The organism is Cyanobacteriota bacterium (genome assembly GCA_025054735.1).
Lineage (GTDB): Bacteria > Cyanobacteriota > Cyanobacteriia > SKYG9 > SKYG9 > SKYG9.
This window is the reverse complement of sequence record JANWZG010000001.1, coordinates 22,967-44,941: the sequence shown is the minus strand read 5'-3', so window position 1 is coordinate 44,941 and position 21,975 is coordinate 22,967. Positions and strand designations below refer to the sequence as shown.

Genomic DNA, 21,975 nt, shown 5'->3' with positions numbered 1-21,975 from the left:
AGTCAGACACGAGTTATGTGAGTATAAACATAAAATATCTTAAGAATTTCTAAAGATTCTAGATTGCAAGCTAGCTTTGCCAGGTTTGCTCTAATTGCTTACCTCTAACGCATCATTTGTTCTATGGTTACATGGCGCACTCTACTTGTTAGTTTAGCTACTCTCATGTCTGGCATGCTCACATTACAGGCAACTCCTGCCTTGGCAAGGCAATGGGTTACGATTTGGAGTAACTCTAGGGCAACTGGTGAAGTTGATGTAGACAGCATCAGAGGCACAGGCGATAGCAGAACGTTTTGGCAAAGAATTGTATTTTTTGAAGATCAATCCTATGGCTACCGCCGACATCGAAGTTCAACTATGTTGATGTACGTAAACTGTACAACTCAACAAATAGGAGCACTGCGAGCGGTTTACCACGATCACTATGGTGAAGTAGTTGACAGCTTTGACCAAAGCTATCTCACCGTCCCCACAAATTTAACCACTGTCATACCTGACACCAATGGAGACGCTACACTGCGCTATATCTGCGAGCGTCGCCGACCCAATGGAGGATTCTCCACCACATCCTTACAAACTAGTGCTCGTAATGGCGGCGCAATAACCCGTGAGCAAGCCAGAAACTTGGTGAATCGATGGTTGCAGGCAAAGCGAGAAATTTTTGCGCCACCCTACAGCCGACAACGCATCGAAGAGCTAACCACAGGCAACCTGCGTCAAGAATTGCTAAGCGACAACGGCCCTGTTGCATTCTTGCGACGAAACAACGCTTGGTACGAATATGGGGCACAAGGTATTGAAGAAACTCGCATGTTCAGCGCCGACCAATCTGGAGCAGCCATCATTGAGGTTCGCGTTGGTGAATACATCACCTATTTTGAAAACGGACAACTCAACACCCGTGCTAGCGGCTGGAAAACCACTACTGTGCGCTACTACCTGCGCCGCACTAACGGTCAACTCAAAATATCAGGCATTTCAGTAGTGCAGCCATCCACTTGATAAAAATGGAGCATGGAGAGAGAAAGTTAAAAATTTAGCTCAGCATCTTTTCTATCTATTAGGCATTCTAGGCATATCTGCTTTGATGAATATAACCATAGTTTCAGGATCTAATATGATTCAAAAATACGAGCGTCGAGCCAAGCTACTGGGCATCATTGTATGGATTTTTCTATTCCTTGGAGAGCTTGTAATTGCAATTATTTTGAGAGTTTTGCTTGATTCTAATATTCTCTCTATCTCTGATGCACTCTTTGTAGGCAAAGCAACTTACTACATAATCCTTTATGCTCTATTTTCGTGGGCTTGCACTACACTAGCTCAGGCAAAAGGATATTCTCCTTTGTATGGGTTGTTTGCTCTCTTTCCTCCTGCCCTACTTGCAATAGTATTTCTTCCTGATAAGAAGAAAAAGCGACAAACTTAGTCCGATCTCTCCTTAGGAAAAATACGCCCCATTGGGCTATAGAGATTGATTGTGGAAGTTCCTCCCCGTACATTAAGAGAACTGCGTCCATCCACTAGCGCACTGGCATCATCTAAATTCATCCTTTACTGAGCCGTGTAATTGGAGCTGCTATGAGGTTGATTTCAGTTTGTGTTGGCTTGCTGCGTGAAGGGAAGGGAAAGGTAGTCGCAACAGGTACTTTAAGGGACGAATGATGATGCGATCGCTCAATCTAGACGGTGATCAACAGGCAGATTTGACAGTGCATGGTGGTGCCGAGAAAACGGTTTATGCCTATCCCATGGAACATTACCTCTGCGGTCAACTTGGTGCTTGACACGTAGTTAGGTCACTTCATTTAGCTGGTAGGAAGAAGACAAAGCATTATGTCCTAGTCCTACGTTTCAGTAATTTGGCTGTAATGGACGGGTTGAGAATCATCGAGAGAGCTAGGATATTGTAAGACAATTTATGGTACAATCGTCCTGATCTAACCAGATCTTCTGAGTATCCGGTAATAAGCCAGATTTATACTTTGCCTAACAAGGCTTCAGCACTTTCAGTACCATCAAATGCATCCTAATATACAGTTCGATCACGAACCCAGAAGAGCCATTTACTCTAAATGATTGATTTAGAGTAAACTGACCAACTGAATTGTTTTTGTAGTTGTAGCTTGTGATTTCAAGAAATAGCCCAAAACAGCAACCTGGATTATTTGCGTTAAGGTATTGCAATCGAGACTTTACTCAAAAGGAAGCCTGGGGCAAAAATTGTTTTAACACATCGTTTCCAGCTTCTCTTTGTTCTTACTTATACAGTAAAAATCTCGACAGCATATATATCATTCTCAACTCAAATTTAGAAATTGAACATTCAAGTATCAGTACAAAATCCTTTTACAGAATTGACCCAAACTCAGAGAATATTTTTTACGCTTTTGAAACTCAATTTACACCATATCAAAAATACTTGATTGGTGCTCTTCCAAGAGCAGATCTGGTGACTCAGCGAAGAGACACCGGGGCTTGCTTACAAGCGGTTGAAATAAAGTTAACAGCGTTACCAGATAACTCAACATGTGACTTTTTAGACGAGAATCTTTATGGATGTGAAATAGTTGTAAGACCTGATACTATTGTCTATCTAGCTTGTAGTATTGCTGAATATTTTGAACAGAATATTAATTTGCTTCAAAGTTTGATTACAGGAAATTTTGAGGAAATAAATGATTGGACAGAACCTCTAGAAGTAATACCCCATCTCTCTAATATGTTTGCCTCCATCAGAGCAATCATATTGGCAATGATAGAAGCACAAAAGCCTTCTATAATGCAGCCTATATGGAAAACTATGGGAAAATCTCCTAAGCTTGCGGATAACTGTTTAGATGTATTTATTTGGAGCAATCTTGCTTTTATAAAACTAATTTTAGATTCGAGCAGATTAGATAGAAATTTAACTCAAACGATAACTATTGGTAGACATATTCGTGCCATTGTTTGGCTCTTTAAGATGATTTATGATTTTAGCCTGCAGTCTCAATTTGATCAGGGAAGAATTATTGATATTGCATATAATACGAAAAATGATAAAGCTTTTTCAGTTAATGGGAGATTTACAAATCTTTATATGAGATCAGAAGTTTTAAGAATGCCAAGGATTCAAAAGGATGAAATTAAAGAAATTATTTTAGGCGGAGGTCAAAACTTGTTAAGTCCTGAAAGGAGATTTGACGCTATAATTTATAATTCTCCTGATTTATTTAATTAGAGAAATCTAAATTCATGTCTTAGCAATGAGGACAGTTGATCTATTTTGTGGTTGTGGAGGTTTGTCACTTGGTTTCCAAAATGCTGGATTTGACATAGTCGCAGCGTTTGATTCTTGGCTGCCGGCGATTGAAGTGTACAAGAATAACTTTCGGCATCCTATTTTTAATATGGATCTTTCAAAAAGCGATGCGTGTGAAACTATCGCTCAATTAAAACCAGAAATAATCATTGGGGGACCTCCATGCCAGGATTTTTCGAGCGCAGGGAAAAGAGATGAAAGTCTTGGCAGGGCAGACTTGACCTTGAGTTTTGCGGATATCATTGCTTACATTAAGCCTCAATGGTTTGTTATGGAGAACGTTGAGAGGATTGCCAAAAGTCAAGTTTTGAGATCAGCACTACAGATATTCAAAGAAAGTGAATATGGCTTAACTTCTGTAATGCTTGATGCGAGTTTGTGTGGTGTTCCTCAAGTTAGAAAGCGATATTTTCTAATTGGTCAACTTCATGGAATAGACGATGCTTTGAATTATTACTTAAGAAAAAATCAGTCAAAAAAACCTATGACGGTCTTTGATTACTTAGGTCACAGTTTGGGAATTGAGTATTTCTATCGTCATCCTAGAAGCTATAAGAGGAGAGCTGTTTTTAGTATTTATGAACCTAGTCCAACAGTTCGCGGAGTTAATCGACCAATTCCAAAAACATATAAGAAGCATAAGGGAGACCCATGTGATATTACTGAAGACTTACGACCTTTAACTACTATTGAGCGGAGCTATATCCAAACATTTCCTAAAACCTTCAAATTTGAGGGGAATAAGACAGACTTAGAGCAAATGATTGGCAATGCGGTTCCCGTAAAGCTTGCCGAGTACGTAGCCAAATGTATTCTTGAATATATTAGAGATGACTCTAATAATGTTTATCATTTTCCCGATATTCAGTTGAAGTTATTTGAGAGTATTTATGGTTATGGCAGGCATGTTTGATAAGTAAATGAAATGAAGCTTATTTTGCTATTTAAAGTATTTGATATTACTAGATGGATCGCCTGGAAAAACTTAACTTTGTTTTTCAAAAATTAGAGTTGTTATTTTTGCTGATGGCTATTTTGGGCACGTATACAAGTGTCTTAACACAGCTCCTTCTCAAGATTTCAAGTATTGGCAGAGAAAAATCTGGAATAACCTCTATCGTGACCACTTGGTAAAGAGTACCTTGGAAAAGTGAGAGATTATTCAAGAAATTATAACTAGCGACTCCTCGATTGATAAGTATTAAGATTTCGCAATCAGTTGGTTAGCGCTAGCCAGCGCCTTAACACTGCGTTGGTGCGGACGGTACAGAGGCTATCGGTGAGAGTTCAAGGCTATCTGCCGCTGCTGCACTGCCGTTATGCTGCCTCAAGCTACTAATAGGGATATACCTGAAAAGGTACCTGCTAGCATTAGGTTCGGGAGCATGTCACCTTTGCAGACTTTCATCCCTCAGCCCCTTCTCCCAAATGGGGAGAAGCAGGATTGCTTGGTTGGAAGCGGTGCCCTAACGATCGGTGAGGACAATACACTGCCCTTACCCCAGATAGACTAGCCCTGCGGAAAGAAATGTGGCAAATTTATGTTCAGGGTATTGCCAAGCACTTTGCTGGTTATCTGAGTGACGAGTGAGTGACGAGAGAGTAGTGGTGCCATCAAATGTATTTGCGCGGACATCGCAGGGAAGCAGCTACCTCTGAAATAGCCAGCGATTTTTAATGTTCATTGCATAAACTGTCTGTATTTCCCCACACCAGATAGTGGTATCTTCAGGTTGTTCTTTCCCTGTCATGATGTGATGCTGAGACGAAAGCAAACCCCAACTAGCCCTTTAACCTATATCGCCGCTGCGAGCGAGTTTCAGGGAAACCTCCACGTTGAGGGTAACCTGCGAGTTGATGGTATTATTCATGGCACGGTCGAAGTTCTAGGAACGATGGAAGTTACCGCTACTGGGTTAGTGGAAGGCCCAGAAATCCGTGCTCATAATTTGGTTGTGCATGGTGTAGTCAAAGCTAGGGTCACACTGACGGGTGAATTGCTCCTGAGTGGCACGGCACGGCTAGAGGGTGACGTGGTTGCCAATGCTTTAGATATTGCCCCTGGAGCTATGTATGTTGGTTACATCGAGACTAAAGATGCTGCAAAGGTGACTCTCCCTGCTGCTGCTGCTGTGCCTGGGTTAGCGCCTAGCAAAGATGAGTAATTAACTGTTAGGTTTCTGTCTATCACCGATTGGGTAAATGACAAATTTGTTAACTTTTGCTGGACTTAGTTCACTGGCTACTTGACTCAGGTGCGGTGAACTTGCAAGCTATAGGCGTGTTGTTGGTGATTTCACAAACAATGCTGCTCTTTAATGGTTGAAAAAACTATGGATGGGACTATCCAAGCATTTGGCTTAACAATGCCCATGATGCTTCAAGGTTTGCTGTTGGCTCAAGCTGACGGCGCATCATCGGCATCTGGTATTTTTGGTTTATCACAAGACTTTCTCAATTCAGAGCCTGTAAAGGTTGCTCTTAATCTATTGTCAGCGATCGCAATTCTGATCGTTGGCTGGATTATTGCGATCGTTGCTGCAGCAATTACCAAGTCACTGTTACATCAGACAAAAATTGATGACAATATCGCCGCTTGGTTTAAGGGACAGCAGGGACAGCAAAGTGCCTCGGCACCCTCAGCAGAAAAATGGGGCGCGACGATCGTCTTTTGGATTGTCATGCTGTTTGTATTGGTAGCGTTCCTCAACGCTCTCCAGCTAGAGGTTGTGTCTCAACCACTAAATAGTTTTCTCAACAAGATTTTTGCCTATTTGCCTCAGTTTGGTGCAGCCGTTGCGTGGTTGGCTGGTGGCTGGCTGTTGGCAACGGGGGTAAAGCTGCTACTAACCCGTGGCTTGCAAACTTTTCGCCTAGACGATCGCCTAAATGAAGCGCTCGGTGCAACGGCTGAGTCTAGTCCCCTCTTGTTAAACGAAACTTTAGGCAATGCCCTATTTTGGTTCATTCTAGTATTTGCCCTCTATTTCGCCCTGGGCACCCTTGGCCTGCAACAGCAACTGCAACCCCTAGAAAACCTGCTCAGGCAAATTTTGGCAGCAGTACCGCGAATTGTCACCGCCGTTATTATTGCTGTGGTTGGTTGGGTAGCTGCCCGCATTTCTCGTGGATTTATCAGCAACCTGCTGTCAGCAACCGGGATTGACCAAGCAGGAGCGCGGGCTGGCCTCAGTCCTGAGGCTGGTAGGCAATCTCCCTCTTGGATTATCGGTACGGTGGTCTACACCCTGATTTTGATTGTCGTCGGTGTAGCAGCATTAGAAGAACTGGACATTCAGGGTATTTCTGAGCCAGCAAAGTCCATGCTTCAGCAGACCTTTGATACCTTGCCGCAGGTGTTTGCTGCTATTCTCACCCTTGTGGTGGCCTTTGTAGTTGGGCGTTACCTAGGGGACTTAGTAGCCAGCATCTTGGCTGCTGTTGGTTTCAATAATGTATTTACGTGGTTGGGGCTACCTACACCAGTAGCTCCTCAGCAACCAGTAGATGCTCCAGCGGAGGGTCAACCTGCCACGGGGGATGTTCCAGTGCGCACGCCATCAGAAATTGTGGGCACGATCGTCCTGGTTGGCATTATGCTGTTTGCTGTTCTGTTTGCAATCAACATCCTGCAATTCAAGGAACTATCTGTCTTGATGGCAGGTTTGATGGCTATTCTCGGTCGGGTTCTGGTCGGTGTACTGGTTTTTGGCGTAGGCCTCTACTTGGCGAACCTCGTATTCCGGCTCATTGCTAGCTCTGGTAGCGGACAAGCCCGCGTCTTGGCACAAACTGCCCGCATTGTGATCATTGCTTTTGTGATTGCTATGTCGTTACAACAGATTGGCATTGCTACCAACATTGTTAACTTGGCATTTGGCCTCATTCTAGGGTCGATCGCCGTCGCTGTTGCCATTGCCTTTGGTTTGGGTGGACGAGATATAGCCGCCGAGCAAATTCGCCAGTGGATTGATGCTTTCAAGCGGCAGTAGTTAGGTGTTAGGTGTTAGGTGTTGGGGGACAAGCCTCGCACCTCGCACCTATCACCTAGAACCTAAAACCTATTCGGTAACTATCCCCTACTCTGGTGGGTTCTCCTGACTGTTGTCTATCAGTGTTGCGTTGCACTATGAGAAGTGTAAGTTAACCCGCATGATGGGAACGCAAGGAGAAAACGCTATGGTAGTAATGCGCTGGCAACCGATCGTGGAATTTGGCTCTCTACAACGTCAGATTGACCAACTGTTTGAAGACCTAACCCCTAATGGCAACCACAGTAACGGCAATCGTGCCCCTTGGGTTCCGGCTGTAGAAATTAAGGAGTTGCCTGAAGCCCTGAAGGTACGCGCCCTGTTGCCTGGTGTTCGCCAAGAAGACCTTGATATCCAAGTCACTCGTGAGTCTGTGTTGATTAGTGGCGACTACCGCAGCGATGCAGAAGAAACCAAGGGATATCATCGCTCTGAGTTTACCTATGGCAAGTTCCGCCGGGTGGTAGCGCTACCGATGCCCGTAGACAACACTAACGTCCAAGCTAGTCTGGAGCATGGTGTGTTGACTCTAATTCTGCCCAAGGCACCTGAGGTCATCAACCGCGTGGTGAAAGTGAACGTGGGCGATGTGCCAACTGAAGCGAACTAGTATCCAGTGAGAAGTCAACAACGATGGATTGTCGTGATTTCTAGATGAACCAAGGATAGTGAAGTAGATGGGTGTAAGGGATACATGACTCCCCTTGCACCCACTTTTTATGATTGCAAGCTTCATGATCGCAAGCTACCGTTGTAGTCTTGCCTAGACAAACTCCAAACCCAACCCTTGCACTCTTGCCATGTGAATCCACAGCAAGGTCATAGGTTCCAAGTGAAAACTCATGGCTAGGTTGCCAACAATCTACAGGTTCCCAGTCCAGTCCTTGGCGTAAGCTGACGATCGTTGCTGCGGCGATCGCATTGTCTCCTGCAATCAGCATAGCGGGCTTGGGGTTGCCTATCCTGGATAGGAACTATCCTCTACATTTCACCTTCGATTCACCAAGGTGTCACATGCTGACCTTGTGCTCAGATAGCAAAATTTGTTTGTACAGTCACAATGCTATTCAGCAAATTACGTTAGAACCCAAAGATCCAGGATTCCTAGGTGTGCGTATCTCTAGACGTTAGCTCTAAACACTGGGTTGTTGGAGCATTAGCCTTAGGGAAAAGCGGAAAATTATGACAGTGCTGAAGCGTGAAGAAGGTCAACGTGTACAAGTTTTGAGTGATACGGTGTGCATCAAATTAAGATCTGAGCACTCTCCTAACCGCATGGTTGTGGTCACCGTTGATGTTCCACCTAATGGCTTTGTTCCTCCCCATACCCATGCTCAAGAAGAAGAAAGCTACTACATGCTAGAAGGGTCAATGATCATGTATGTAGATGATGCTGAGTTTACAGTGGAACCAGGTGACTTTGTGCATGTTCCTGTAGGAATACCACACGGATATAGGAACAAGTCTGGTCAATCCATCAAGTTTCTTGCATGGACGATTGGAGGTGCTATTGATGACTTCTTTATAGAAACCTCAGAACATATTAAAAATTTGCCTGATGATTTACCTAGGCTGCCTGTAATTCTTGAGAAGTATGGAATTCAAATAGTTGAATCAGCAAAAGTTTAGTATCTCTACAGAATTTCTAGACAACTCATGACAGATCAAGAAAGCAATAAAGATCTCATTAAACGTTGGATTACTAATGGTAATCGTGGATTTTCTGATAGTTTTGAAGACTATATTGCTTCCAACTTTATTGGACATAGTAGACGTGGTTTGATTGGTTTTCACGAACTTCAACGGTTGGAATTAGCATTTGTGGATGCATTTCCTGATGCCAACTATGCCATAGAGGACTTAATTGCTGAAAATGATAGAGTTGTGCTGCGCGTCACCACAAGGGGAACCCACAGGAAAATGTTTCATGGTGTTGCTCCTACTAACCGATATGTAGAGTTTTCTGGAATCGTGATTTATAGAATCCGAGACAACAAAATTGTGGAGTGTTGGGATGAAATAGACGTTGCTAGTTTGTGGCAGCAAATTACTGAGTGAGTTGAGTAGGATCCAATGGATTATTGATGGCGATAGGTATCAGAAAAAACCTCATATATAGTCAAATAACGCAGGTGAAGACACAGGTGCAACGATTGTACTGCTAGCAATTAGTGACGATTCATAACAAGGAGACGGGGAGAGTTTTTGCCAAATTGGTCAAACGTGATATAGTCCCTTAGATTGTTACGAATAGTAAATGTGCGATCGTGGTGTTGCCGATGATGAAGCAGGTATATTGCTCTGCGATGTTGGCAGGGGCAGTCTGGATATTGGGTGAGCTACCAGCTAGCAATGTGATGCCTGTGCTGGCACAGGTGACTCAGGTGAATGCTGTTGAATTGATGAATCGGGGAGTAGATAAGGCCGAGCGGGGTGATTTGCAAGGGGCGATCGCCGACTATACCCAAGCGATTCGCCTGCAACCTAAATTTTCTCCGGCCTACTACAACCGGGGTATTGCTTACTACAAGCTGGGGAACAAGCAGGCAGCGCTGGCTGACTTTTCTGCGGCCATTCAAGTGAACCAAAACTGGGAGGGTCAGGCGATGGCCAATGCCTACTATAACCGGGCAACAGTTCGCTATGATTTGGCTGATATGAAGGGTGCGATCGCCGACTACACCCAAGCGATTCGCCTGCAACCCAACTATGCGGCTGCTTACCTGAACCGCGGTAACGCTAAGGACGATAGTGGGGATGCTCAGGGTGCGATCGCCGATTACACCCAAGCGATTCGCATTGACGCAAACTATGCCAACGCCTACTACAACCGAGGTAACACCTATCGGCGCTTGGGCGATCGTCAACGGGCACTAGCTGACCTCCAGCGGGCTAGTGAACTGTATCAGCAGCAAGGAGAAATGGCACGCTATCAAGAAACATTGCGACTGCTCCAGACGTTACGGCTACAGACATCCCAACGGTAACAACAGTTAACCGGCGGTAATAGCTATGTAGGCTATACACTAGTGACAATCGTGCATTTACAACTTGGCCTATGTCTTCCTCTGAGTTTGAGTCTGTTCTAGCGGCCTATGATCTTGCCTTAACAACGCTAGAGAAGTCAGAAAAGCCCGGTGCTGAGGAGGCGTTGGCTGTTTTGAGGGTGCGCGATCGGGTGCAATCTATGCTGATGGCTGATAATTCGACTGCCAACCTGGTACAGCTCATTCAGCTAGATAGTCGGCTGCGCAATGGGCGTGACAAGTTTCTCAGTGCGATTGATCTAGAGTCCGTGCGGATTAGCTTGAAACCCCCAGAGGGCAACTGGTGGTGGCATCTAGAGCCAGTAACTCATCGGCTCGATCGCTTTGACTGGGCATGGCAAGGGCTAACCCTGTTGTTGCTTACACCATCCGTCAGCTTATTGGTGGATATTTCCAGCAAATTTTTGGCAACCGTGCCCGATACCTTTGGTTCCTTCGCTATCGTGGGGCAGAGTGCCATGGCGCTGTTAACTGGTGGGGCACTGACCGAGCAAGGACGCAAAATCATCCAAACGGTGCTCACTAGCCTGCGGATTCCTCCCTATCTTTGGCGCGAGACCCAAGCCCTGATGTCTTTGGTGTTGCTAGTTAGCTTGTTAGGGTTCCGACTTTCCCTACCGGTAATTGCGAAAGGTTACATGACAAAAGCCGACACTCAACGAAAAGACGGACAGTTTAGTCTAGCGGAAGCAAACTACAAACGTGCCCTAGACCTATGGCCCCAGATGGTGGTTTGCAACGCTAAGCTAGGGTCACTTTATGAAGATTTGGGTGAGTTAGGCAAAGCTACCGAGCAGTATCGGTTAGCTGTTCAAGGTGGTGAAGCCCTTGCCTTCAATAACCTATCGCGCATTTATAACATTGAAGGAAACTATTCTGAAGCTTTTCGGATTCTGTGGACTGGGCTGCAACAACCAGAGGTAGCGCAGGAAGTTGCCCGTGTTCCCCAAGTGCAGATGGCTTGGTATAAAAATATGGGCTGGGCACGGTATGGACAAAAACGCTATGCTGAAGCGGATGCATACCTAACACAAGCGATCGCGTTAGCCAGTAGCTCACAACCCGGTGACCAAGGACAGCCCTCTGACACAGCGAGTCAAGACAACCAGGTAGCCCATAGCTCTAGCAGATCTGACACATCTGTGCTTCCTGCACTTGAAGATAGCTTGGGGTCTGCCCATTGCCTGCGGGCACAGGTATACACTGCCCTACAGAAAACTAAGGACATTGCAACAGAGTGGGAGCGGTGTATTCAGTATGCAAATCCTAGCTTGCCTGAGGCTGATCAGTGGGTAGGTGCAGCCCAAGTCTATATGAAATCACAGCCCAGTGCAGATGGTGGCCGCACGGAGTCAACAAAATCAAATGGGGAGAGACGATGAACACAAAGGTTTGCATTTGCACGGTGATGGTTTTGGTTACTGTTGCCAATAGTGCCGTTGCAGCAGGGCGTAGACCTACTGGGCAAATTGTGCAGTTTAGTGGAGGTGTGCTGATCAAGCCGCAAGGACGGGGTGAATTCCGCAAGCCCCAAGCTGGTCAAACCCTCCGGGCTGGTGATTTGTTGAGGGTGCCACCAGGAGCAATTGCCATGGTGCAGTGTCCAAATGGGTTACCGATCGCGGCTCCGGCTGACGGCAATACCCGCGGTTTTGTACAAATTTGCCCCAGCGTTGCTTCTAATGCTCGTTCTACAGAGCTATCGCTATTTCAGATTGGTGACCCAACGAGTGGCCGTGACGCAAGCAAACCTTACATCATTACCCCTCGACAGACGATCGTTGTCGGGGCTAGGCCCACATTGGCCTGGTATGGGCCAAATCGGGCCGCGAGTTATCAGGTGAAATTGTTTCAAGTACCCTGGTTTAAGTCGGTGCCCTTTGCAGAAGGAGAAACCATTACCACTCAACTCAGTTATCCGACCAGTGATCGTGACCCTAGACTGTCAGCAGGCAACTATCGCTTTGTGGTAGAGGCTTATGGAGATAAGGGATTTCTTTTGCGGCAGGAACAGGCTCTACCGATAACCAGTCCACCAACGGTAGCTAAAAAACTGATGCTGAGTTGGCGTGGTGTGGCGACAGCATCTCGCTATCTGATCAGTCTTGAACGCAGCGATGTCTTTTGGCAAACGCAACTATCTACTACAAGGGTGGATTACCCAGGGCAATTGCCCCCTACTCGCTATACCTTGTATGTGTCTGATAACATGGCTGCTGCTCATGTCGATCGTCAACAGTTTATTGTGCAAGACTTTAGCACTGCAACCAACGAACTCAGCAACGCCAAAAGCAACCTAGATCGGCTTGACAGAGTAACTCAAGTATCGAATCAACCACTAACACCAGTGGCGAAGACGCTGGCACGCACTCAGATTTGGGCTGAGAATTTTTTCATTACCAATGCGATCGCAGAGTTAACATCCCTAACCAGACGCGATGACCAATCCATAGCAGTATACCGACGCTTAGGAGAACTGCATCAGCAAGTTGGGTTAACGATCTTGGCAGGTAACTATTACACGAGAGCATTGCAGCTTGCTCAAAACCAAGGAGATGCAGATATGCAAGCAGTGTTGCAGGCTGAATTGGCATGTTTAGCAGAGGAACGATTCTGTAACCCATGATGGAGATCAATCAACCTGCGATTATAGCTGAGGTCACTGCTCTGTATCAGCGCTATGAAACCGCATTGTGTGAGAACGATTTAGAGACCATGGATGCTCTATTTTGGGATTCCCCTGACGTTATCCGCTTTGGTGCCACTGAGAACTTATACGGCATTGAGGCTATCCGAGCCTTTCGGCAAGCGAGAGGGCCAGCAACGTTGCGAATTCAGCGAGAGGTAAAAAACTTCAAGGTGTTGGCGATCGGCACTGATGTAGCTATGGTCACCCTAGAGTTCTATGGCGGTGTTGTGGGTAAGCCGCCGCATAATGGTCGTCAGACCCAGCTTTGGCATCGTTTCCCTGGTGTAGGCTGGCGCATTATCTCTGCCCATGTTTCCTGGTTGCCAACCTGACTAGTGGAACAATGATGCTAGAGCGCATATGGCAGTGAGGGTTACAGCATTGCCTCTAATTGCGACAACAGTTTTTCCAGTTGCTTGCTTTTTTTGGGGTCATCCCAAAGGTTAGATTTACTGACTTGCCGAACGATAGTCTTGAACCGTTGCTTTAGGGATGATGGTGGAGTAGTTTCTAGCTTGGTCATCCGTTCAGCAATGCGAGTGCGGATATCAGCGAGAGATAAATCCTCCGCGATCGCGGTTTGTAGCAGTTCTTGCCGTAATGTAGAGTCCTTAATGCGGGCAATTTCCTTGGCTTTAGTATAGGCAAGCTGGCCTTGGCGCAATGCCTCTAGTACGTCTTCAGGTAACTTCAGCAGGGGGAGGCGATTGCGTACAAATGATTCCCAGCTCATTAGCCCTAAGCCTTGAAACACATCCTGGACGATCGTCGCCTCGTCGCTAATCATAACGTTATGATTAGATTCTTCCTTAATGTTTCCTAAGGCAGCATTGTTCATGCGATAGAGCAGGGATGACACGTCAGCAATCTCACAGTTCAGGTTAATGGCCAACAGGTGCAAAATTCCCTCTGTTTCTTCGACGGGGTTTAGGTCTTCCCGCTGAAGATTTTCCACAAGGGCAAATTGCTGTGCCTCTTGGTCAGTGAGGTCACGCTTGACGATCGGCACCTCCGTTAACCCCACCTCACGGGCAGCCCGATAGCGCCGCTCTCCGGCTACTAACTCATAACGACCATCGGGTAAAGGACGCACAATCAATGGCTCCAAGATGCCGTGAGTTTTCACCGACTGCACCAGTTGCGCCATCTTGTGAGGGTCGAAATAGCGACGGGGTTGTTGCGCTGGTAAAACAATCTGGTCTAGGGAAATGTATTCACCTGCTGGTGGTGGTGCATCTCCAAACAGTGCATCTAGGCCCTGGGCCTTGATTTGACGAAATGGTTGGTCGCGTTTGCGGGTCATGGTTCTGAGGTCATTGGGGACTCGGTATAGGAAAGACACGTGGCGGTACGTTGCTGAAGGTCAGCGATCGTCCGCAGACCGGACTGAGGCAACTTGAGGTGGTCGCGCTTAAAGGTAAAAGCCAAATTTGCCAAGATATTCAGACGGAGCAAACCGCAGTTCAAAGTAGCTGCGGAAGGTGTAGGAAACTGTTGGATCAGGCACAAGGGGATGGTTGCTAACGTTTTCATGGGCAGTTCCCTTGGGGGTTAACGTAGTGTCTACCAGCTAAGATAGGCTTTCTAAGTAGGTAGCAATGTCATCGAAGATTTCTAGGGATGGATGGCGAGGACTGTAGATGGCTAAGGGTTGGTGGGCTTCGGCAGCATCAGCAAAGGCAGTAGCACGGACGATCGGTGCAAACACCGTCCCAAACTCAGCCATCTGCTGTTGAATGGCCTCCAAGGCCCGCACATCCTGAGAGTTACGAGCAGTGTACATTGTAGGGATAAAACCAGCTATTTTGAGAGTGCGGTTAGCCCGCGATCGTACCCGCGCCACTGTGCTCAGTAACATTTCCGTACCACAAAACGCCTTGTATTGCGTTTGGATAGGCACCAACACATAGTGGGCTGCTACCAAGCTAATGTAGCTTAGAATTCCCAGACTAGGAGGACAATCCACCAAGATGAAGTCATAGTGTTTTTGGGCTGGCCTCAAGGCTTCCTTCAGACGTAGGTCGCGCATGTCAGCAGTAACCAGTTCCAGTTCAGCCCCACTCAAGCGAATGTTGGCTGGTACAAGATCCATGCCGTGCAGATTGCTGTGAATAGCCAGTTCTTTGTCTTCCAGCAAGGACTCGTAGATGGTTTGTTGCAATTCTGAGGGTTCTAGCCCCATGAATAGAGTTAAGGAAGCTTGGGGGTCAAGGTCTACCAATAACACACGCCGATCGTGCTGAGCGAGGCTATAGCCTAGGTTCATCGTCACACTAGATTTACCTACGCCTCCCGCTTGGTTAAACAGGGCAATTACCCGACTCATAGGCTCAGGTGTAGTAGGTTGTTGAGTTAATCATAACGTTATGATTAAATCTTGACGCAGCATTTTTCACAAAACATTTTGCAAAAAAAAGGTCACAGAGACACTACTCCATGACCACAGGTGTTACTAGGTTGTGTTCCTAAGCTGATAGTGACAGCTTGTCTGCGATGCTTGATCAGCTCTCTTGAACTGGCTCTTGAACTGGCTCTCGAATTGGCTGAGGAATCATCTTTATCAAGATGGCGTAGAGAATAGCCGCTACGACAATACCATTAATAGGAGCCACCCCAAGATTCATCTGCCCCGATAGATAGGCAACTACCGAAGCAACCACATAGGCAATTGCACCAGCCCAGTTGAAGGCTGGTAGCCTGGACTCTAGGGGAGGAAACTGGCCCTGATGACGTAGCCAAAAGTCTACCATGACAATACCCCCCACGGGAGGAATGACGGCACCTAGAAAAATCAGATAGGGAATCAGTAGGCTGTAGATGCCAGCTAAGGACAGAATTAAGGCTAAGGTTGCCCCACCCAACACGAATAAGTTGCGCTTGCTATTGCGAAAGAAGTTTGCCCCTGCCACAGAGAAGGCGTAAATAGTGTTGTCTTGGGTTGTCCACACGTTGAGGATGAGAAGAATCAAGCCCGCGAACAGAATACCCTGCTTAGCCATGGCTTCTACAATGTCTTGGCTGCCATAAACCAGGGTGCAAAAGGCACCAATGAAGACGAGGCTACCGTTGACAAAGGTAAAAGCAGCCAGGGTGCTCAAGATGGCGTTTTTGGGGGTATCAGCAAAACGGCTCCAGTTGGTAGCTTGGGTGCCCCCAGAAATAAACGAACCAATGACGACGGCAAGGGCGGCACCTGCTGCCAGTTGTTCTTTAGGGGTAATCGCTTGCAGTTGGGCAAAGCTACCAGCATCTTTGGTGGCGATCGTCATGCTGATGCCAATCAAGATCAACATAGCAGGCACAGCTAGGCGACTGAGCCAATCCATTGCAGTATAGCCAAAGTAGGCAGTAGCACAAAATGCATAAGTGACGAATAAAATCACCAGCCAGTTGAGAGATTTTGGCATTCCCACTAGGGTGTTGAGAGCATCAGCAACGAAGGCATTGGTGACCGCGAACCAGCCGATTTGGGTAAAACCGAGAATAAAATCGACCCAGCGGCAACCAATATTGCCAAAGCTAAATCGGGCCATGAGGACTGTGTTCAACCCACTACGGGCTGTAATAAAACCGAGGGTTGCGCAATAAATGCCCAGGAGAAGATTGCCTACGATCGTGATCCAGATAATGTCAGTGAACTTGAAGGCATTGCCGAGTTTGCCGCCTGCAAATAGAGTCGTGGATGTGAGAGTAAAGCCCATTAACAGTGGTGCCAACGACCAAATGGGGCGACGAGCGCTCATGGGCACTGGGGAAAGTGGATAATCTTCCTCAGCTTGAGACTGGTCAATAACTAATGATTCTGTTGTCATAGGTAGAACTGTGCGATAAGGGATACACAAGCAGGAAAGTCTTCTAAGAAAGTCTTTCGATTTTTGATAGGCCGATTGTCTACTAGATAGTGACCAAAAATGGTAGTCTGCACAACGATCGCACAGGTTACCACAGGTGCTAGCCGAAGCATATGTGGGACTGAACTTCGTGGTAAGGATTTAAGTCCCTACTACGAACTACAGACTATACCAGCCCTACCACCGGTTCAGAGGGAGTAACCATCGCTAGCAGAATACCCAGCAGGTGCTCGATGTTGACAATGTCATACTCAGTAATGTCTATGGTCAGCTCGGTACCTACAAGTTGCAAAAATTTCCAATTGCTGCCATTCGTCACACAGCCATAGACAGTAGAAATGGCAAGGTTGTGGTTGTGGTTAAACTGTTGCGCAGCGACTATCATGGCTGCACATTGCCCTAGACCATTTTCTAAGATGCCGCCCGTTGCTTCAGCAATCATGACCACAGGTGCTTGAATGATGGATTGAATCGGGCTAAGGCTAATCAAAAAATTACAGTAGCCAGTGAGCTTCTGGGCAGGGTCAACATTGAACTCTCTGCCAGCAAAAACACTGATTTGCTCTTGCCTCAGCGCCCGCACATCCAGCAAGACTTGAGTAATGATGCCGCTATAGCGGGCAATTTCAGACCCAACTGCGATCGCCCAAGGCAAATTCCCACTTCAGAATAGCAACAAGCAAATCCGTCGGTTGCACAGGCTGGCTTTGTATCAGCGCTGACGTTTCTCGAATCGTCAACTTAAACTGGTCAACCACCATCTCTAGGGTAAAGTCACTATAGGCCACTTGACCTCCGTGCTGGCTCTACGTCACCTTGTGCACTGCTATAACCTACGACAGATTGACTATGTAGCAATCATCAATTCTCCCTTTGAAAATGACCAAAGGCGGCTTTCTCGGTTAGCAGTTGAGCAGTTTGTTGAGCATCCAACCCAGTAGCGTTGATTGTGTAAATCGGGACTTGACGTTTTTGCAAGTCATAGGTGTAGGTTTTGTCGTAATAATCCAGCACTAGGTCGATCGCAGCGGCTAGCTGTCCTGTGCGAATAAACTCCACAGCTTGTTGAGTGCGCAGACCACCCAACCGCTTGCGCAGACGTTCAGTTGCAGCGACTAAGCCTTCAGGGTCTGCAGAGCCATATTCTGCTAGCAACAGGGCAATGCGTTCAGACCGCGATCGAACAATTTGCACTACCGGCGCACGCATCATGGGCTGAAATAACTCATCGGGTATACGACACAGTCCAATCCGACGACTTTCGGCCTCAATCCAAATTGGGCGCTGAGCATCCAAGGCAGCCCATGCCAGAGCAACATGGTTTTCAAACTGCTCTTGGGTTGGTTGTGGGGGCAATCCCAAGCTGCCATAGCTACTGCCCCGATGATGGGCATAGGCTTCTAAATCCAATACTTGTTCACCCAGTGCCGCTAATGCAGTCAGCACAGCAGTTTTGCCTGTACCTGTCATGCCGCCCAAGGTCAGGATAGGTTTGGGAATTGCCAGGGTTTGGCGTACCCATTGGCGAAATGCCTTATATCCGCCCGTCAGCACAGTGGTGGAAAAACCAGCCGTCTCCAGTAACCAAGCCATGCTGCTGCTGCGCATTCCCCCTCGCCAACAGTGAATTCGCAGGGTGCGATCGGCTGTCAGTTGCTTAGCTTGTCGGACGAAGGTAGCTAACTTGGGGCCAACCAGTTCTAAGCCTAGTTCGATCGCCAAGTCTCGCCCCTGCTGCTTGTAGCAAGTACCCACTAGCGCTCGTTCTTCATCGCTGAAAAGGGGAAAACTGACGGCTCCAGGAATATGCCCATCAGCATATTCAGCCGGACTGCGGACATCCAGAATCACTCCGGGTGCTCGGAAAAAGTCGTCAATGGTGACAGTCTCAGACATGCCAAGAGTTGGTGTCGGTGATGGTTACTAACGACCGAGATGAACTCTCACCTAGCTTGGGTGATCAAAAATCTCGCCGGAAGTAGCTTTCGGGAAACTTTTCGGTAATCAGCATTGTAGCTTGACGATTAGAAATCACGCGGTAAGTGCGGAACAATAACGAATCATCGGGAGCAATACTGAAATAGTCAGCTAAGTCCTGAGCAGGTTCTTTGCCAGAGATGATAATCTCCTTAAAAGTTTCCACCCTTTGATCCAGCCAAATTTTGCCGATCGGCGTGCGTGTCTTTAGTAACTCATGGCGAAACTGATCATCCAACCGACTAGGAACAATGATTGACTCGGCATAGATGAAGTGGCGCTGGCTAATTTTGCCTTTGAGCAGAATTTTGCGATCAATCACTTCCGTCCCTGATGGTAAATCCAACTCTGGAATAGCCTGCGGGCTAGGATGCAGAGCTTCCGCCAGCTTCACCACTTGAATTTGCTCAAACAGGTACGCTTCTAAAATGTCAGTGACCGTGCCGTCTGTCGTCAACAGAATGCGCTGGAATGGACTCAGCATCGCTGGATTGATGTGGCTGCGGGTGAGCGATCGGCGCAAATCTGGTCGAAGGGTTTGATCCTGCGGTTCTGTCGTCAGCACGGGTGATACCTGCTCTTTGTCACAAATCTTAACTTATTGTAGCAAGTTGTTTGTAATTCAACATTGAAGTGTCGTGTAACCAGCGATATTTGAGGGGAATAGATAACGATGGACAGGTTACTATTTAGGGAGTCATGACGCAATCAACACCGATGGCTTCTACTGTTGCCTATCTAGTCAACCAGTATCCTAAAGTTAGTCATAGTTTTATCCGTCGAGAAATCCTTGCAGTTGAAGCCTGTGGAATCAAGGTATTGCGGTGCTCCATCCGGGCCTGTGATGCTGAGCTGGTAGACGAGGGCGACAAAGCAGAGCTAGCAAAAACCAGAGTAGTGCTCGCTGGTGGGCTGAAAGGTGCAGGGTTGAGCTTGCTCTCTGGCCTGCTCTGGGCGTTGGTTACCCGACCACTGTCTCTAGCAAAGACTGTGGGTGCCACAGTGCGACTAGGTTTGAAGTCTGAGCGGGGACTGGTGCTGCATGTTGCCTACCTAGCGGAAGCCTGTGTATTGCTCCGCTGGTTTCAACAATCAGGTGTTGGGCATGTACACGTGCATTTTGGTACCAATTCAGCAACCGTAGCGTTGCTCTGTCGTTATCTGGGTGGCCCTGCCTATAGCTTTACTGTGCATGGCCCAGAAGAGTTTGACAAACCAGGGGCGATCGCTCTAGAGGAAAAGATTCGTCATGCTGCCTTTGTGGTAGCAGTCAGTTCCTTTGGTAGAAGCCAACTTTACCGCTGGTGCGACTATCGTCATTGGCAAAAGATCCATGTCATTCACTGTGGAGTTGATGATGAGTTTTTGAATCAGCCTTATACGCCTGTGCCGGAAGCACCTATCTTAGTTTGTGTAGGACGGTTGAGTGAACAAAAGGGACATCTACTATTGCTAGAAGCAGCAACAAAGCTGGCCTTAGACGGCGTAATGTTCAAATTGATCTTTGTGGGAGACGGGCCGCTACGGCGGCAGATTGAGGCCACGATCGCCGAATATCACCTACAGAATCATATCGTGATCACGGGTTGGGCAAGTAGCGCTGAGGTGCGTCAACAGTTGCTAAATGCGCGTGCCCTTGTGCTCCCTAGTTTTGCTGAGGGGCTGCCCGTGGTGATTATGGAAGCATTAGCGCTGGCGCGTCCTGTCATCAGCACCTATGTTGCAGGCATTCCAGAGTTAGTAGAACCGGGGGTTTGTGGTTGGCTAGTGCCCGCGGGTTCTGTCAGCCACCTAGCAGAGGCAATGCGATCGGTGTTAACAGCATCGGTTGAAAAGTTGTCTCACATGGGCAACGTTGGTATGGAGCGAGTTGCTCGCGAGCATAGTGCATCTATTGAAGCTAGAAAACTAGTGCAGTTGTTTGAAGCAGTTGTGGATGGGTATCCTTCTGTATGAAAGTGACATTTGTATTGCCTGTAGCAACATTGGCTGGGGGTATCCGGGTGGTTGCCATCTATGCTGATCGTCTCAAGAAACGAGGGCATGATGTTACAGTGATTTCGGTGCCACACTATCAACCAACATGGAAAGAACAGGTCAAATCACTACTCCAGGGTCGTGGTTGGTTATCCTATCCAAAGCGTTTGCCATCCCATATGGACAATGTGGATGTGCCTCACTACGTGATTGATCGCGATCGTCCTGTCACCGATGCCGATCTACCAGATGCAGATGTCGTCATCGCCACTTGGTGGGAAACGGCTGAATGGGTCGCCAAGCTGTCACCCGCTAAAGGTGCAAAAGCTTACTTTCTTCAGCATCATGAAGTATTCGACTATCTGCCCGTGGAGCGAGTGAAAGCAACATGGCGGCTCCCGCTCCACAAAATTACAATTTCTAAGTGGCTGGTCGATCTGGCCCGCGACGAATATGGGGACACAGACGTTACCTTTGTGCCGAATAGTGTTGACACCGAGCAGTTCTATGCCCCCCGGCGCAGTAAGCAGCCCGTGCCAACAGTAGGTATGCTATATGCAACACCTCACTGGAAGGGTTGTGCAGTCAGCCTGAAAGCCTTTGACTTGGCATCTCAAAAGATTCCAAATTTGCGTATGGTTGCTTTTGGCACCTACCCTTTATCCCCAGAGCTACCCCTACCAGCAAATTCAGACTATTTTCTCAAGCCAGAGCAACAGTCCCTGCGTGATATCTACGCCCAATGTGATGTTTGGCTCTGTGGCAGTTGGAGCGAAGGGTTTCATTTACCTCCTCTAGAAGCCATGGCTTGTCGCTGTCCTGTGGTATCAACGGCAGTGGGTGGCCCTCTGGATATCATTGTTGATGGTGTCAATGGCTATTTGGCTCCCTGTGGCGATGCAAAAGCTCTAGCAGAGAAGCTAGTGCAGGTATTGTCGATGTCCAACGAGGAGTGGCAACAGTTGTCCGATCGCGCCTACGAAACTGTTATCGGCTATACCTGGGATGATGCCACGGATTTGTTTGAGAAAGGTCTATACCGGGCAATCGAACGCAGTAAGGCGGCTCAAGTCAACCAGATGTTAAGGAGCTAATA

At 47.2% G+C, this 21,975-nt stretch carries 25 protein-coding genes and 1 pseudogene; 16 read left to right on the top strand and 10 right to left on the bottom strand.

All coding sequences use genetic code 11. The features are described from left to right. The first annotated feature begins 165 nt into the window (after positions 1–165). From NZ772_00210 to NZ772_00175, 8 genes and pseudogenes are all read left to right on the top strand, one after another. Positions 166–1,005: an ARC6/PARC6 family protein gene (locus NZ772_00210; protein MCS6811993.1), complete on the top strand. Its 840-nt coding sequence runs from the start codon at positions 166–168 to the stop codon at positions 1,003–1,005. Positions 1,006–1,120: 115 nt separating this feature from the next. Next, positions 1,121–1,432 (top strand): hypothetical protein, encoded by a 312-nt coding sequence (locus NZ772_00205; GenBank protein ID MCS6811992.1) that lies wholly within the window; start codon positions 1,121–1,123, stop codon positions 1,430–1,432. Positions 1,433–1,584: 152 nt separating this feature from the next. Beyond that, positions 1,585–1,766 (top strand): annotated as a pseudogene (locus NZ772_00200) (MOSC domain-containing protein). Positions 1,767–2,131: 365 nt separating this feature from the next. Next, positions 2,132–3,226, top strand: coding sequence for a HindVP family restriction endonuclease (locus tag NZ772_00195; GenBank protein ID MCS6811991.1), 1,095 nt, complete (start codon positions 2,132–2,134; stop codon positions 3,224–3,226). 25 nt (positions 3,227–3,251) lie between these two features. Then, positions 3,252–4,220 carry a DNA cytosine methyltransferase gene (locus NZ772_00190; protein ID MCS6811990.1) on the top strand — a complete coding sequence of 323 codons (969 nt, stop codon included), beginning with the start codon at positions 3,252–3,254 and terminating at the stop codon, positions 4,218–4,220. Between the two features lie 844 nt (positions 4,221–5,064). Next, entirely contained in the window at positions 5,065–5,472 is a 408-nt protein-coding gene (locus NZ772_00185) for a polymer-forming cytoskeletal protein (GenBank protein MCS6811989.1), read from the top strand. Positions 5,473–5,640: 168 nt separating this feature from the next. Continuing rightward, entirely contained in the window at positions 5,641–7,299 is a 1,659-nt protein-coding gene (locus NZ772_00180) for a mechanosensitive ion channel (GenBank protein MCS6811988.1), read from the top strand. Between the two features lie 160 nt (positions 7,300–7,459). After that, on the top strand, positions 7,460–7,948 hold the full coding sequence (locus NZ772_00175; protein MCS6811987.1) for an Hsp20/alpha crystallin family protein: 489 nt from the start codon (positions 7,460–7,462) through the stop codon (positions 7,946–7,948). A gap of 40 nt (positions 7,949–7,988) precedes the next feature. Here NZ772_00175 and NZ772_00170 read toward each other — a convergent pair whose 3' ends face one another. Continuing rightward, complete coding sequence (locus NZ772_00170) at positions 7,989–8,279, bottom strand: hypothetical protein (GenBank protein ID MCS6811986.1); 291 nt, start codon at positions 8,277–8,279, stop codon at positions 7,989–7,991. 241 nt (positions 8,280–8,520) lie between these two features. Between NZ772_00170 and NZ772_00165 the strand changes: the two genes are divergently transcribed. From NZ772_00165 to hpxZ, 6 genes are all read left to right on the top strand, one after another. After that, positions 8,521–8,967, top strand: coding sequence for a cupin domain-containing protein (locus NZ772_00165; GenBank protein ID MCS6811985.1), 447 nt, complete (start codon positions 8,521–8,523; stop codon positions 8,965–8,967). Between the two features lie 27 nt (positions 8,968–8,994). Continuing rightward, positions 8,995–9,396, top strand: coding sequence for an ester cyclase (locus NZ772_00160; protein MCS6811984.1), 402 nt, complete (start codon positions 8,995–8,997; stop codon positions 9,394–9,396). Between the two features lie 221 nt (positions 9,397–9,617). Next, positions 9,618–10,325 carry a tetratricopeptide repeat protein gene (locus NZ772_00155; protein MCS6811983.1) on the top strand — a complete coding sequence of 236 codons (708 nt, stop codon included), beginning with the start codon at positions 9,618–9,620 and terminating at the stop codon, positions 10,323–10,325. 71 nt (positions 10,326–10,396) lie between these two features. Next, on the top strand, positions 10,397–11,767 hold the full coding sequence (locus tag NZ772_00150; protein MCS6811982.1) for a hypothetical protein: 1,371 nt from the start codon (positions 10,397–10,399) through the stop codon (positions 11,765–11,767). Continuing rightward, positions 11,764–13,011 (top strand): hypothetical protein, encoded by a 1,248-nt coding sequence (locus NZ772_00145; GenBank protein MCS6811981.1) that lies wholly within the window; start codon positions 11,764–11,766, stop codon positions 13,009–13,011. Before NZ772_00150 ends, NZ772_00145 begins: the two co-directional genes overlap by 4 nt. Next, positions 13,008–13,406, top strand: a complete 399-nt coding sequence (gene hpxZ / locus NZ772_00140) for an oxalurate catabolism protein HpxZ (GenBank protein ID MCS6811980.1) — start codon at positions 13,008–13,010, stop codon at positions 13,404–13,406. The genes NZ772_00145 and hpxZ overlap by 4 nt, the downstream gene beginning before the upstream one ends. A 41-nt stretch (positions 13,407–13,447) precedes the next feature. Here hpxZ and NZ772_00135 read toward each other — a convergent pair whose 3' ends face one another. The 9 genes from NZ772_00135 to NZ772_00095 all read right to left on the bottom strand — a co-directional run bounded on the left by NZ772_00135 (position 13,448) and on the right by NZ772_00095 (position 19,386). Beyond that, positions 13,448–14,377 carry a ParB/RepB/Spo0J family partition protein gene (locus NZ772_00135; protein ID MCS6811979.1) on the bottom strand — a complete coding sequence of 310 codons (930 nt, stop codon included), beginning with the start codon at positions 14,375–14,377 and terminating at the stop codon, positions 13,448–13,450. Next, entirely contained in the window at positions 14,374–14,607 is a 234-nt protein-coding gene (locus NZ772_00130) for a hypothetical protein (protein ID MCS6811978.1), read from the bottom strand. Before NZ772_00130 ends, NZ772_00135 begins: the two co-directional genes overlap by 4 nt. Before the next feature lie 37 nt (positions 14,608–14,644). After that, entirely contained in the window at positions 14,645–15,400 is a 756-nt protein-coding gene (locus tag NZ772_00125; GenBank protein MCS6811977.1) for an AAA family ATPase, read from the bottom strand. Positions 15,401–15,575: 175 nt separating this feature from the next. Beyond that, complete coding sequence (gene codB / locus NZ772_00120; protein MCS6811976.1) at positions 15,576–16,886, bottom strand: cytosine permease; 1,311 nt, start codon at positions 16,884–16,886, stop codon at positions 15,576–15,578. Then, on the bottom strand, positions 16,883–17,038 hold the full coding sequence (locus tag NZ772_00115) for a hypothetical protein (protein MCS6811975.1): 156 nt from the start codon (positions 17,036–17,038) through the stop codon (positions 16,883–16,885). The genes codB and NZ772_00115 overlap by 4 nt, the downstream gene beginning before the upstream one ends. A 53-nt stretch (positions 17,039–17,091) precedes the next feature. Then, a complete protein-coding gene (locus NZ772_00110; protein MCS6811974.1) occupies positions 17,092–17,580 on the bottom strand; it encodes a hypothetical protein in 489 nt (162 codons plus the stop codon). After that, the gene (locus NZ772_00105) at positions 17,552–17,713 is read right to left on the bottom strand and encodes a hypothetical protein (protein MCS6811973.1); all 162 of its coding nucleotides are present in this window, start codon (positions 17,711–17,713) and stop codon (positions 17,552–17,554) included. Before NZ772_00105 ends, NZ772_00110 begins: the two co-directional genes overlap by 29 nt. A gap of 73 nt (positions 17,714–17,786) precedes the next feature. Further along, the gene (gene mnmH, locus NZ772_00100; protein ID MCS6811972.1) at positions 17,787–18,821 is read right to left on the bottom strand and encodes a tRNA 2-selenouridine(34) synthase MnmH; all 1,035 of its coding nucleotides are present in this window, start codon (positions 18,819–18,821) and stop codon (positions 17,787–17,789) included. Between the two features lie 64 nt (positions 18,822–18,885). After that, entirely contained in the window at positions 18,886–19,386 is a 501-nt protein-coding gene (locus tag NZ772_00095) for a chorismate pyruvate-lyase family protein (protein MCS6811971.1), read from the bottom strand. A 215-nt stretch (positions 19,387–19,601) separates the two neighbouring features. On the opposite strand from NZ772_00095, the gene NZ772_00090 reads away from it, so the two are divergent. After that, positions 19,602–20,858: a glycosyltransferase gene (locus NZ772_00090; protein ID MCS6811970.1), complete on the top strand. Its 1,257-nt coding sequence runs from the start codon at positions 19,602–19,604 to the stop codon at positions 20,856–20,858. Further along, positions 20,855–21,973, top strand: coding sequence for a glycosyltransferase family 4 protein (locus NZ772_00085; GenBank protein MCS6811969.1), 1,119 nt, complete (start codon positions 20,855–20,857; stop codon positions 21,971–21,973). The genes NZ772_00090 and NZ772_00085 overlap by 4 nt, the downstream gene beginning before the upstream one ends. Positions 21,974–21,975 lie beyond the last annotated feature (2 nt).

Excerpts from the sequence above, each read along its gene's own strand:
- NZ772_00210 (MCS6811993.1), top strand. The coding sequence starts at position 166 with ATGTCTGGCATGCTCACATTACAGGCAACTCCTGCCTTGGCAAGGCAA.
- NZ772_00205 (MCS6811992.1), top strand. The coding sequence starts at position 1,121 with ATGATTCAAAAATACGAGCGTCGAGCCAAGCTACTGGGCATCATTGTA.
- NZ772_00190 (MCS6811990.1), top strand. The coding sequence starts at position 3,252 with ATGAGGACAGTTGATCTATTTTGTGGTTGTGGAGGTTTGTCACTTGGT.
- NZ772_00185 (MCS6811989.1), top strand. The coding sequence starts at position 5,065 with ATGCTGAGACGAAAGCAAACCCCAACTAGCCCTTTAACCTATATCGCC.
- NZ772_00180 (MCS6811988.1), top strand. The coding sequence starts at position 5,641 with ATGGATGGGACTATCCAAGCATTTGGCTTAACAATGCCCATGATGCTT.
- NZ772_00175 (MCS6811987.1), top strand. The coding sequence starts at position 7,460 with ATGATGGGAACGCAAGGAGAAAACGCTATGGTAGTAATGCGCTGGCAA.
- NZ772_00170 (MCS6811986.1), bottom strand. The coding sequence starts at position 8,279 with ATGCTGATTGCAGGAGACAATGCGATCGCCGCAGCAACGATCGTCAGC.
- NZ772_00165 (MCS6811985.1), top strand. The coding sequence starts at position 8,521 with ATGACAGTGCTGAAGCGTGAAGAAGGTCAACGTGTACAAGTTTTGAGT.
- NZ772_00160 (MCS6811984.1), top strand. The coding sequence starts at position 8,995 with ATGACAGATCAAGAAAGCAATAAAGATCTCATTAAACGTTGGATTACT.
- NZ772_00155 (MCS6811983.1), top strand. The coding sequence starts at position 9,618 with ATGATGAAGCAGGTATATTGCTCTGCGATGTTGGCAGGGGCAGTCTGG.
- NZ772_00150 (MCS6811982.1), top strand. The coding sequence starts at position 10,397 with ATGTCTTCCTCTGAGTTTGAGTCTGTTCTAGCGGCCTATGATCTTGCC.
- NZ772_00145 (MCS6811981.1), top strand. The coding sequence starts at position 11,764 with ATGAACACAAAGGTTTGCATTTGCACGGTGATGGTTTTGGTTACTGTT.
- hpxZ (MCS6811980.1), top strand. The coding sequence starts at position 13,008 with ATGATGGAGATCAATCAACCTGCGATTATAGCTGAGGTCACTGCTCTG.
- NZ772_00135 (MCS6811979.1), bottom strand. The coding sequence starts at position 14,377 with ATGACCCGCAAACGCGACCAACCATTTCGTCAAATCAAGGCCCAGGGC.
- NZ772_00130 (MCS6811978.1), bottom strand. The coding sequence starts at position 14,607 with ATGAAAACGTTAGCAACCATCCCCTTGTGCCTGATCCAACAGTTTCCT.
- NZ772_00125 (MCS6811977.1), bottom strand. The coding sequence starts at position 15,400 with ATGAGTCGGGTAATTGCCCTGTTTAACCAAGCGGGAGGCGTAGGTAAA.
- codB (MCS6811976.1), bottom strand. The coding sequence starts at position 16,886 with ATGACAACAGAATCATTAGTTATTGACCAGTCTCAAGCTGAGGAAGAT.
- NZ772_00115 (MCS6811975.1), bottom strand. The coding sequence starts at position 17,038 with ATGCTTCGGCTAGCACCTGTGGTAACCTGTGCGATCGTTGTGCAGACT.
- mnmH (MCS6811972.1), bottom strand. The coding sequence starts at position 18,821 with ATGTCTGAGACTGTCACCATTGACGACTTTTTCCGAGCACCCGGAGTG.
- NZ772_00095 (MCS6811971.1), bottom strand. The coding sequence starts at position 19,386 with ATGCTGAGTCCATTCCAGCGCATTCTGTTGACGACAGACGGCACGGTC.
- NZ772_00090 (MCS6811970.1), top strand. The coding sequence starts at position 19,602 with ATGACGCAATCAACACCGATGGCTTCTACTGTTGCCTATCTAGTCAAC.
- NZ772_00085 (MCS6811969.1), top strand. The coding sequence starts at position 20,855 with ATGAAAGTGACATTTGTATTGCCTGTAGCAACATTGGCTGGGGGTATC.